1 protein-coding gene is annotated in these 523 nt (G+C 68.8%); it reads right to left on the reverse strand.

The features are described 5' to 3' along the window. Nucleotides 1-523, reverse strand: a 523-nt coding sequence (locus ELR45_RS34745; RefSeq protein ID WP_205856168.1) for a ribonuclease H-like domain-containing protein, incomplete at both ends; no start/stop codon positions are given.

Raw genomic sequence — 523 nt, forward strand, 5'->3', positions numbered from 1 at the left:
GCTCGCCCCGGAGCAGGGCGTCGACGTCGTCGACGCGGGTGGCGTAGCGCTGGGAGAGCGTCTTCAGCCGGCTCGGTTCGTAGGGCGCGTAGTGGTAGACGTGCATGCCCGGATGCCGTTCCCACGTCAGCAGGATGTGGTCTACGACCTGCTCGAACGCGTGACGCTCCGCGGCGGCGTCGTGTGCCCACCAGGCAGTGAACGTGTCCCGGACATCGGAGATGCCCCATAGGTACTCGATGCCGTGGTCACCGAAGAACGGGTCGCCTTCGAGGTCGAGGAAGAGGTCACCGTCGTCCGGCTCGGGCAGAAGCGCCAGACCCTTGCCTGGTTCGGCAGGGGTGATGAGCTCGTACGGTGGCAGCTGCCGGGTGCGCGCGCTCACCTGCAGCCGGGCTTGTGCGCTCAGCCTGCGCTTGGTGGGTGCGCCGATGCGCGTGACGGCAGCGAGCGCGTCGTCGTCGGAGCCGGCGAGCGCGTCCACGGTGGTGATCTCGGCGTCGTGAAAAGCCTCGCGCTGGTC

Source organism: Phytoactinopolyspora endophytica (assembly GCF_004138495.1).
In the GTDB taxonomy this organism is placed as follows: Bacteria; Actinomycetota; Actinomycetes; order Jiangellales; family Jiangellaceae; genus Phytoactinopolyspora; species Phytoactinopolyspora endophytica.